General features: G+C 28.8%; 5 protein-coding genes. All 5 read right to left on the bottom strand.

The window, feature by feature from the left end; genetic code table 11:
* Positions 1-91: 91 nt before the first annotated feature.
* The gene (locus tag IQC44_RS10980; RefSeq protein WP_198306406.1) at positions 92-1,579 is read right to left on the bottom strand and encodes a type I restriction-modification system subunit M; all 1,488 of its coding nucleotides are present in this window, start codon (positions 1,577-1,579) and stop codon (positions 92-94) included.
* 4 nt (positions 1,580-1,583) lie between these two features.
* Positions 1,584-2,174, bottom strand: coding sequence for a restriction endonuclease subunit S (locus IQC44_RS10975; protein ID WP_198306405.1), 591 nt, complete (start codon positions 2,172-2,174; stop codon positions 1,584-1,586).
* A 115-nt stretch (positions 2,175-2,289) separates the two neighbouring features.
* Positions 2,290-7,155 (bottom strand): DEAD/DEAH box helicase, encoded by a 4,866-nt coding sequence (locus IQC44_RS10970; protein ID WP_198306404.1) that lies wholly within the window; start codon positions 7,153-7,155, stop codon positions 2,290-2,292.
* Positions 7,148-9,568: a hypothetical protein gene (locus tag IQC44_RS10965; RefSeq protein WP_198306403.1), complete on the bottom strand. Its 2,421-nt coding sequence runs from the start codon at positions 9,566-9,568 to the stop codon at positions 7,148-7,150. The genes IQC44_RS10970 and IQC44_RS10965 overlap by 8 nt, the downstream gene beginning before the upstream one ends.
* A gap of 226 nt (positions 9,569-9,794) precedes the next feature.
* A complete protein-coding gene (locus IQC44_RS10960; protein ID WP_198306402.1) occupies positions 9,795-12,089 on the bottom strand; it encodes a Tn3 family transposase in 2,295 nt (764 codons plus the stop codon).
* Between the last annotated feature and the right edge of the window lie 85 nt (positions 12,090-12,174).

Below are 12,174 nucleotides of genomic sequence, written 5' to 3'. Positions count from 1 at the left end.
AATTGTTTTTGAGATAACCATAAAGTTTCATTTTCAAGTTTTACTTCAAGATTTGTAGTGCCACTATCATCTTGATATATTATCATTTCACTCATAGCCCAAGCTCCCTAATATACCCGCTCATTTTTGATTTTATCTCCACTAACTCATTTTCAATATTTGCTATATTTGTTTTTGTAGCATCTAAATCAATAATCTCCTCTTCTTCAAATGTATCTACATATCTTGGGATATTTAAGTTGTAGTCGTTTTCTTGTATCTCTTCAAGAGTAGCTACATGACTATACTTCTCTATCTCTTTTCTATTTTTATAAGTATCAAATATTTTTGCTATATGCTCATCTGTTAGATTGTTTTGATTTTTTCCTTTTTCAAATTCCCTACTTGCATCGATAAATATAATATCTTTATTTGGTCTATTCTTCTTGAATATTAAAATACAAGCTGGTATGGAAGTTCCAAAAAATAAGTTTGCAGGTAAGCCAATAACTGCATCAAGAAGATTATCTTCAATAAGTTTTGTTCTAATTTTGCCTTCACTAGAACCCCTAAATAATACACCATGAGGTAAAATAACTCCCATTTTCCCATTAGAATTAAGTGAACTAATCATATGAAGAACAAAAGCAAAATCTCCTTTACTTTTTGGTGGTGTTCCATATTTAAATCTTCCAAAGCTATCTTCACTTGCTATCTCTTCTCCCCATTTATCAAGACTAAATGGTGGATTTGCTACTACTACATCAAAAGTCTTTAGAAGATTATCTTGTAGATGAAGTGGATTTCTTATCGTATCTCCCCACTCGATAACTGCATCGTTTATCTCATGTAAAAACATATTCATCTTACAAAGTGCTTGAGTTTGTCCATTTCTCTCTTGCCCATAAAGACGGAAGTTTTTACTTCCTATCTCTTTTGATGCTTTAATAAGTAGTGAACCAGAACCACAAGTTGGATCATAAATCATATCTCCCTCTTTTGGTTCAACTAGTTTTGCTAAAAGTGTTGATACTTCACTTGGTGTATAAAATTCTCCACCTTTTTTCCCTGCATCACTTGCAAAGTGTGAGATAAGATACTCATAAGCATCTCCTATTACATCATTACCTTCTAACATTGAAGGTCTTAAATCAAGTCTAGTATCACTAAAATCTTCGATAAGATTTTTTAATATTGTGTTTCTCTCTTTTGTGTCCCCTAGTTTATTTTTGTTGTTGAAATCTATACTTCTAAAGATACCTTCAAGTTTGTCCCTATTGTCCTCTTCGATTCTCTCAAGTACTTTATTCATTATTTCACCAAGATTAGAAGCTTCTTTGTGTTTAACCAAATAATCAAATGTACAACTCTCATCAAGTCTGAATTTTTCTCTTTTTAGCTTTGCTTCGATTCTATCCGTCTTATCACCGTACTCTGCTTGAAGCTGTTCTAGTTTTTCTTTGTAAAAATCAGAAAGATACTTCACAAATAGCATCGTAAGAACATAATCTTTATAATCACTTCCATCCATTGTACCTCTGAATGTATCGCAAGCTTTCCATACTACATTGTTGATTGTGCTTTGAGTCGTTTTTTGCATTTAATTATTCTCCTTGTAATGCTAATGTTTCAAATATCTCTTTTGAGTATTTTTGTTTTTGGTTTATTAGGTTTTGTAAAAGCTCGTTTTCTTTATGAGCAAGTTTTAGGTATTCTACTATCTTTTTTTGTTTATCTAGGTTTGTAAGCGGTATTTTTATCTCATTTACATCTGCCACTTTTATCATAGGTATTGTTGTTCCAACTATTGCACCTTGCGATAATTGTTTTTTCACTATATTACTATTTAGATAATGAGCTATAAAATGTTCATCAAATCTATTATCTTTAATTTTTACTCGAACCATCAAAGATGAGAAGATAAGATTTTCATATTTTTTGTCTATATATACGGCAAGATTAGGTTCTCGAAGTCTTAAAAGAATGTCACCTTGTTTTACTTGATAATCCTCTTTGATTTGTTCATTTGATATAAACTCATCTGCAAAAGTATTATCATAGATGGCATCAACATTGAAAGACTTGAGAGATACAACACTGTAATATAATTTTTGATCTTTACTCATGTCAGCTTTTTTTCTATTGAGTACAAGTCCCGTTTTTATCTCGGCTATGTCGTTTAGTTTTATTTTCACCTATACACCTCGTATTTTTTGTATCATATAAATAATAATACATTAACTTTAGAAGTATATCAGATGAAAATATTATTGTCAAGAGTTTTTTTGTAGTATTACTAAAATAATACATTTATTTCTTAAATCTTTTCATTCTATCTTCTTTACTAATCTCTTTTTTTATATTTTTTTTCTTCACTATCTTTATATCTTCATTTTTAGGGATTGTTTTACTTTCAAGATAATCTAAAGTTTCTCTTCTTGGTAATGGTTCACTTGTATTCATTGTAACTACACATTTAATACAACCATTTAAACACTCTTCATTGTGTTTTTCATCAATAAAAAGCCTTTGTCGTGTTTTTTCTAACCAGTCATTCCATCGATTTTTTGCTAAATCATAAACATATCCAACACCACCTGATTGATTATCGTAAATTAATATACTCAATTTCCCGTCTACTTCTTGAATAAGAGCATTAATCTCCCTCTCATCGATGCCTAACTCTTCTGCTCCACTTAACTGCATTGCATTGGCTAAAGTTTGAGCTATATTAATATCTTTAATATCTCTTTTTGGAATAATCATAATCGCATCTGTAATCATTTTAGCGATTAAATTGTGATTTCTCCATATAGTAGGCGAAGTTTCTAAACATATATTTGCAGATGATTCACTATAGATAGATGAATGTTTTTTAAATGATGTTGGCAATTTATCATAACTGCCTGTATTGACTTTTTCTATTTCTGATTCTGTATAACCGCACTTTGTACAAATTGCAAATCCTAAGCCTTTATTTCCTCTATTTACTCCATAAATAAGTGCTTTCTCTTTATAAATAATAGAAAAATCATCATATGAAAAATTAATATCATTTTCTGAACTTGTATGAATTGCACTATGAATCTCTAATCTTCCAACTTTTTCAGGACTACCTGCTCTATAAGACAATTTATCAGATGCGGCTGTTATATATCCATGTTCAGGCATTAAATAATTTGAAGCAGGTTTTACAACACCTTTACAGCCACTCATACTACACTCGTGAACTTTGATATACGGTGATGTAAAAAAATGTCCTTTATCACAAAGATAAGTAAACCCTTTTTCACCAAATGCTTCATCTAAATTTTCACCCGTAAAGTGTTTTGAAATTCCTTTAGACTCAATCAACATCCCACCTGCTAAAATCTTTGAACCTGGAGCATACTCAGACAATGCCAAAAAACTACCTCTTGATAATTCAAACATTTTAGGTGCGTTAATTACTTGCAATGTCTTTATATCAATAGGAAATCCATATTTTGGTAAAACTTGTGCATTTGAGAAAATCTCAATTAAACTTTCACCATGTTTTTGTTTAATGTTATATCTAACTGCATTTTTATGGCTTGAATTTGTAGCAAAATTCCAATCTCCATATAATTCTTTTAAACTATTGATATATATCGTGCCCATAGCCTGAACTTGATCACTAAAAATTTTAATTAATTGCTGATAATCAAGAACTTTACTTGTATGTTTAAAAATTTCATCAAATGCTTTTTTATCATCTTCTATTATCTCAAAATTAGTCAAAAACTCAATAAACTTATTATAGATGGAACTCTCATCCATTTCAAAATCTAACTTTGCATAAGGATTATCTGTATGTTTTGGTATTTCATATATACCTACAAAATATCCCATTTTTTTGAATGAATCAAAAATTAGTGCATCTTTACTGCTTGCATGATTTTCATAAAACTTGAATAGCATTAATGAATTAAAATGTCTAGTTGCTATTTTTTCTTTTTCAAGCGATATTGTTAGTTTTTTATGAGGTTTATCTAAATAAAATTTAAAATCTCTAAATACATTTTGATCAAAATGTCTTGTCTTTGTGTAAGTAAGAATTATAGATGAACCATCAGTTCTTCTTCCTGCTCGTCCTGATCTTTGAATATAATTTGCTTTATTTGGAGGCACATTTGCCATTAATACACCACTTAAACCTCCAATATCAATACCCACTTCAAGTGTTGTTGTTGCAGATAATACATTTCTCTTACCTTGTATAAACAAATCTTGCAACCTTCTATTTTCTTTTTGTGCAAGTTGAGCAGAGTGTTCTTCTGCCCATAATCCCATACTAAGTTCTTTTGAAGGATTAAGATACATTTTTCTATATCGTGAAAAATATGGATCTGCATCCAAATCACTTTGTGTAACTTCTTTTAATTCTACAATGTTATGTTTTACTGGAACAACACCATTTATGGCTTCTTGCCAGATTGTTTTATTGATAGTATTTAAATATAGGGTTTGGGGTATTTCGATAGATAGTTCATAGAATACTATTCTAAATGCATCAACGATTCTTCCATCATCTGTTTGAACTCTGTTATGCTCTAACCATCTAATATCATCTCTTTTTGCAGCATCTAAAAAGGTTTCAAATACTGCTTCTAAAAAAGTATGTACATTTTCTTCTGTATCTTCGATTTCAAAACCTCTAAGAACAGAACTAATAAACTTATAAATAGAACTTCGACTAGTCAATTTAAGATTAAAAATATTTTTGTTTTTAGCATCATATGCCACATACTTTCCAACACCTGTTAAATTAGATTGATAATCCTTTACCTCATAATAATTTGTTTCAATTGTAAAAGCTCTTTGTTGCCTACTTAAATATATTATTGATTTCAATATTTTAAATAATTGCGTCTTTTCAATCATAAAATTAGTAAATCTTATTAAATCAAAATCATCTAATTGAAAATTGAACTTTAATAACCCTATACTTTCCAAATTCACTTGCTTTTCATTAGGAATTGCAATAGCTTCAGTTAACAATTCATATACATTACCTTTAATAGAATCTAAATTTTTGTTATATGACAACTGTTCTCGCTCTTCAGCTGATTGTTCTTTCATTCTCTCTCTATCAAAAAACTCTCCGATTAAAGGATGTTTCTTTATATTATCAACTAAGTCAGTAATAGAGAGACCTGAACTCATTTTTGATAATTCTACTTTTGCATCGTTGATTTTTTCTACAAGCTTTTGCTTGACTATCGGGTTATCAATGCTTGATAGCTTTAGTTCATTTTCTTTTATCTCGTTTTGATAATATTCTCTTAGTTCATTATCTTGATTTTTAGAAATATTATTTTGTATGGTTTCTACTATTAACCTTCTAAAGAGTTGTGTTTCATGTTGCATCGTTAAAAGTGGCCCAAGTCTAGCTGCTTCACTTCTACTATCTGAAAATGTTAAAAGTCTTCTTCCACGAGCAGGTAAGAAAACATTTACCTCTTTATCTATTTCAGGCATATTAACAAGCATTGTTTCTGATACCAATGGAATTAAAAACTGATCGCTTACACTTAGCCCATAAAATTCTTCATTTGAACATACAGGACAAACGGAATGTTTATAAAATTTATTGTTGTAATCATGTTCTGAACATTTTTTACCATCTTTACTGATATAAATCGCTTCGCTTGACTCTTTAAAACTCAATATATGGCTATTTTCACTTTTAGTATCATCTTTAAAAAATCTTTCTAGGTATAAAGTATCTTTGTCATTAAATTTGCCATGATAAAAATGCTCACTACACTCTGAACACCTTATAAGGTTTAATGTAGGGCTTTGGCATGTTGTACAGTTATAAAAAGTTCCATGATGAATTTTACCTAGACCCTTAATTTTAGAATCAGGACAATTTGGATTTGAGCAAACTGAAAAACCTTGAGAACTCCTTACTTGTAAATGCAATTTATGAGGAAGTAATGGCAGCTCATTGTCATTCAAACGAGCTTTTGCTCCAATTGTAAAAATATTTAATAAAGTTTTTGGTTCTATACTTGAAGAGACTAATTTTAATAATTCACTAAATTGAATTGTATATTTTTCAGATAATATCTTAAGTATCTTAGGAAATACTCTATACCCTTTAAATTCATTGTATAAATCCAAATTAGGCTTTGAAATAATAAAAGATATATCTATAAACTGCTCTATTTCATTATCAACATTGATAGTTGCATCTATCTCTTTAAACTCTTTTTCTCCAGATACTCTATGAATATTGTCTTTATTAAAAAATTTACTAAAAAAATCCTGTTGTTCTTGCTTATCATCTGAAATTGTTGCAGTTGTTGCGATATATAATATCTTTGAATTATCAACTTTTGCCTTAGTATTTACTCTTCTTAAAAGCAATGAAACTTCAGCAGCCAAAGTACCTGTGTATAAATGAGCTTCATCTACTACTATAGTTCTAAGTGCATTGTCAATTAGAGGAAAATCATTTGGTCTTGCTAATATATACTCAAGCATAGAATAGTTAGTAATCATAATATCAGGTGGATTGTCTCTTGCTTCTTTTCTTGTTTTTATAAAACATTTATCATCAAACTCATCAGTCGCATATTTTTTTGATTCGGGAGTTTCACTGTTATAAAAGAACATACTCACATTTGATTGACCTTTTAAATACGAAAAAAGCCTTTTGTTTTGATCTGCAACTAATGCATTCATCGGATAAAGAATAATAGCTCTAACACCTTTTTCATCTGATTTTCGTGGATTAGAAACTAAATCATTAAGCATTGGAAGTAAAAAAGATTCTGTTTTACCTGAACCAGTTGGTGCGGTTACAACAATAGCAGGTTTATTATTACTATCCATCTCATTAACAATTTTAAGAGTTTCAAATTGATGCTTAAACGGATAAAAATTTGGATTAAATACTTTATTTAAGTCAAGTAAATCTAAAAACTTTTTATTTAAAAATGGAATGTTTCTTAAAATATCATCATGTTTTTTTGCTGAAAATGCCCCTTCTACAAGTATTTCAGATATTAAGCCATCATTTGATTTGATTATTTCACTTAACTCATTTTGAAGCTCTTCATCTCTCACACTAATGCTGCTTAAAACTATCTCTTCAAGTCTATTTTTCAAATTATTCGATAGTTCAATCGCATCTAAATATTTAGCCATTTAATTTCTCCAATGCTTTTTTTAAATAATATTTTCCATTAACATAGTGCATTTCAACCTTTAAATTATGTTTTTGAATACCATTTAAAGTTGTAGTATCAAATAGATTATCAGTTATCAACTCTATAAAACTTTCATCTCTCTCATTTTCAAGTTCAGCGTTATTTACAAAACTATAAAAATAATTTATGAGTTTACTTGAACCACACGATAACAAAAGTTTAAATAAAACAATAGGTGTATCAATCAATAACTTATCTTGTTTATTAAGAATTATTTTTTGTAAAATTCGTCCACTAACTTCTGCATCTATTTTTAACCCAAACAAAACATGCTCTATCAAAAGATTGATTTTTGAAAAATCTAATCTCAATAAATTTTCATTTATAATGATTCTATCATTATAAAAAATTGAGAAAAAATCTTCTATATCATGTGTTATAAATTTTCTTAAAAAATTTGTATGTGATTGCTTAGATAAAAATGGATAGTTTGAGACTAATAAATTTTTAATAACTTCTGTATTTGCATAGTCATTAAAACTATCTAAAAAAATATTATCATATGAACTATCAACTACACTATTACCCTGAATAACAAGGACTGAAACCAACTCATTGTCAAAATATATCTCATGATTGTTTGCACTCTCTTGTAACTGTTGATGTGGGAATTCATGTTCTTTTAGATTTTGATCTAAAAGTATTAATTTACATTGTTGTGGTAACTCTCTATGGATAAAAATTTCATTCTTTTTTTCTTGATTTATTGAAATATATTCATCGCTATTTCTATAATCAAAAACACTTATCAATGGGGAATTAAATAAATGCTCTGCAATAAAAATAGTTTCTCCAAATCCATCAAATTTCGCAAAATTTATAATTTTATTTGGTCTAATTGTTTGATAAAAACTAGATTTGTTTTTAATGTAAAATTGCTCAGTTCTGCTAAAATCACTAAGATAATATCTATATCTTTTTAAATCGGACTTTGTTAAATAGCTTGTTCTATCAACTAATTTAACAGTTGCATCACTTCCCATTTGAAATAATCTATATTGATTTTGTTTTTCAAAGAAGTTACAATAAACTACCTTTTTAAATACCCTATTTTTATATTTAATAAGTAGTGTATGCTTTGGAGAAGTAATCATCTCAGGATACAATTTACTTTTTATTGAGCTGTTATTTTCAATATCATCACTATCTGAATAGCCACCTAAATATGACCATTTGATGATTTTGGCTTCTGGAGACAATGTTTTTAAATCAACTTCTTCTGTTTTTGAATCAATTTGCATAATTTTTAATTCAAAAGTATATTCATTATTCAATATAAATGAAGGATTAGCTGTTGTATATAAAACTAATTGATCTATGAATTCAGGTTTTTCAACATTTTCTGTAAAATTTAGCTCAAATAATATTTCTTCATTGTATGTAATTTTACAGTTATCTTTGTATCCGATAAATGGAACTAGTGTAGCATATCCGTCAAAATACTCTCTTTGAAAGTCATCATTAAAATCGCAATCTAAATCAGAATCTATCAAAATATGATATTTTTTATGAGTATTTAATTTTTTGAATATGTTTTGATAGATATTTCCATCTTCATCAAAAAGCACCATCTGTTCAGTAAAATCAAATAGCACTATTTCTGTAGCAAATATTACATCATCATCTTCATTTCTTAGTTCTAAATCTATCTGATTTGTATCTGGATTAAAAATAATAATTGGCGATTCTAATATAAGTTCTTTTGAATTGTTAGCAATCAAAACACCTTTATATTCATCATCTATATAAATTTCATATCTAAATCCGCTTAAATTTAGTGAATAAAGGTCTTGTGTATTAATTGTAAAACTTAATCCATCATCTGAATAATTAATTTTTTCAAGATAAAACACAGGTAAATCTTCATCTTGAGTGATCATTAATTGCTTTTTAGCTCTTTGTTTAGCTGCTTTTAGTAACTCATCTAAATTGAGATGTTTAAACCATATATTTTGAGTTAAAATATTTTTTGCTTGTTCATTTGATAAAATGTTATCTCTAAACCTTCTTAATACCCTCCACCCATCATTAAACTCTTTTGAATAATTTTGAGAATCTACATCTAATAATTCTGAAACAATAACTGGTAGGTTGTAATTTGATAGCCAAAGTTTTAAATGCTCGAAGCTCTTATTTAAAAGTCCTATTTGTAACAATATAGTATTTCTCACATATTGCTGCTCATCTTTTGCATCAAAATTATTTCTAAGATGAAATAGATTACATGCATACTCTATTGACTCTTTTAAAAAGAAATTAGGATGCTTTTGGCTTATGAAATATGAATCTAAAAAATATCTATTAACCGAAGAATATTGGCCACCTTTACATAAAGGTACCAAATGCGACATGCGATTTAAAAGTAGCTTAAATTCAGCAAGACTTAACTTATTAAACCCCTATAAATAGGACTTCTCTATAAAATAAATATATTTGAAAATGAAGTGACATAATAAATTAAAGTTTCCTTAACTTTATTATGCCTATCTCTAGAATCCTCTACAAATGATTTTCCTTTGCAACGATACAGATTTCAGTTAAAAAACCATTCCTCGTTAAAATATGAGATAATCTTTTTTAACTGATCATATCATTCACTTTTTTATCAATTTGTGTGAAATCATACGTTCCAAAAAAATTAATATGACTCCAATGCACAATTGAACTATTTTTAATAGCATCAATAATTTCATCTTTTTGAATTTGAGACTTTGCATCTCGTAACTTTTTATCAATATAAAGATAGTTCCAAAGGATAACCGCATTTTGGATAAGTCGCTTACAGTTGTTAGCAATATTTTGCTCCTCTTGTGATGCAAATATAAACTCTGCATTGTTTCCAAAGAACACTGCTTTTGAAAATCTATTTGATGCTTCCACTTTATTGAGTTGTTTTTCAATCCTTTGGCGAAGCTCTACATCATCAATATATGTGAGTAAAAAATCAGTTTTAATGATTTTTCCAAACTCTTTAATTGCAGTGTAGAGTTTATGGTGCTTTGAGTAGGATGTCAATCGTTTGAGTAATTGTGATGCAGTAGTTCTTCTTGATTTGATTGTAAGGATAAACCTGAGGATATCATCCCAATTTTCTTGTATGATTTCAAAGTTTATCTTTCGTTTTGGGGTCAGTTGATACCCTTTTTGTTGATAGTATTTTGGAGAATGCACACCATAAAGTTGTTGATCTTTAAAATTTTTTATTCTTGGTGCAAACGAGAATCCTAATAGATGGGTCAAACCAAATATCACTTCACTGAAACCATGGGTATCTGTCGAATGTATCGTTGACTTCACAACATCATTGTGCATTAGGCCATCAATAACATATCCACTCTCCCTTTCATTTACATTGATCACTGTAGAGTAAAAGAGTTTATGAGATTCATCTATAAATGTGTATACACTCACACCTTTAGCAGTTCCAAAATATTTAAATGAATACCCAGCATTAGTAGAGTGGATATTTGATTTCATATTGAATTTTTGACCATCGCTCGAAGTGTGATTTATCTCTGGATTGTATTTAAGGAGTGAAGAAATTTCAAGAGAATCGATAAATGCGACAACTTTATCATTTGCTTCAATTGTGTTATCTTCACTCAAATACCAAGTTGTAGTTGTATCAAGTTCATGCTCACTAATCCCTTTTGAGATTTTTGCCATCTTTGAAAGAGATATATTGCAACCGTATCCTACTATAGAGGCATAAAGAAGATTTGCATCAAGCTTTTCTATTCTTGTATTTTGCAAAGAGTAGTGTTTAAAAGAGTCTAAAAATTCTGTTTTTCTTTGCACTGAATGGAGTAGATCAATAACTGAAATAAACTCAGATTGTGGAAAATATTTTCCAATCGTATGTTCCATCTGCTCCTCAGTTTTTTCTAGTTTTGGAGTAGTAAGCACAAAGGAGTCGGGTGTAAGTTTAAAATAGATATTAAGATCATTGATAATTTTTGCATTGGTACTCTCAAAACTTTTTTCTAACTTTTCATTGATAGGTGCAGCATAATTTTTGAAATCTTCTAAATACTCTAATTCATGGTATATAAGAAGTTCTTTTTTGTATTTGATAAATTCCTCTTTTGGTATCATATACTCCTCAAAGCTTTTGTATTTGTAGGAATATTTGAGATTTAAAATACCTGAACGAATCCCGTCACTAACATGAATAAATAAGAGTGCTTTGTAAAGGGAAACTTTGATTTTATTCTCCCCATCAAAGATTGCTACTTGTGCATCATCATCTAAAAAAGCAATTGGAGCATCTTGTTTGATATTGCTACTCTCTTTGAAATATTTAATAGCCGCAATTAGATATTTATTGGAGGATTTTTCATCAAATTCAATCAGTTTGATGATACCTGAAAGCTTCCCCTGTAATGATTGCGAAGCCTTTTCAACAAATTCAAATTTATCTATATTAGCCGTTTGGAGAAAAGTCTTCTCTTGAAGGAGTATTTTTAAATTTTTTGTTTTAGTAGCAACAAGTGATTTGAGAATTGAAACTTTTGTGGCATCATCAAGAGTTTGATTGTTTACAATTTCACCAACTTCATTTAACAGTGATAAATTTGAATCTTCTAAAGATTGCATCAATGCTTTTTGTTTTGGTTCATTTTCAAAGTGCAAATCTTTTTGGTGACGAAGAAGTGAACTCTTAGTGCTTTGCATAATTGCTACAAACCTATCAACAAGATTATCATTACGAATGAAATATTGGTATTTTATAAAACAAAGAAGTAAAAAACGACTATTCAATAAATCTTTTTGGGTAAGCTGAGAAATTTTACTTTGCTCTAACCATCTTGAATAATACCCAGCTACTTTTGAATTGATACCAACTTGGAATGACCCCGAAAAAGTAGACAAGAAATTATTCAGTTAATTAAAATGACAATTTGGAGAGAATTGTTTAAAAAGTAAAGGAATAAAAATGCCACCAAGATATACAGAT

Origin of the sequence: Arcobacter vandammei (assembly GCF_016106035.1) — a bacterium.
GTDB classification, from domain to species: domain Bacteria; phylum Campylobacterota; class Campylobacteria; order Campylobacterales; family Arcobacteraceae; genus Aliarcobacter; species Aliarcobacter vandammei.
The sequence above is the reverse complement of the archived record's forward strand: the minus strand, read 5'-3'. Positions and strand labels throughout refer to the sequence as shown.

Excerpts from the sequence above, each read along its gene's own strand:
- IQC44_RS10980 (WP_198306406.1), bottom strand. The coding sequence starts at position 1,579 with ATGCAAAAAACGACTCAAAGCACAATCAACAATGTAGTATGGAAAGCT.
- IQC44_RS10970 (WP_198306404.1), bottom strand. The coding sequence starts at position 7,155 with ATGGCTAAATATTTAGATGCGATTGAACTATCGAATAATTTGAAAAAT.
- IQC44_RS10965 (WP_198306403.1), bottom strand. The coding sequence starts at position 9,568 with ATGTCGCATTTGGTACCTTTATGTAAAGGTGGCCAATATTCTTCGGTT.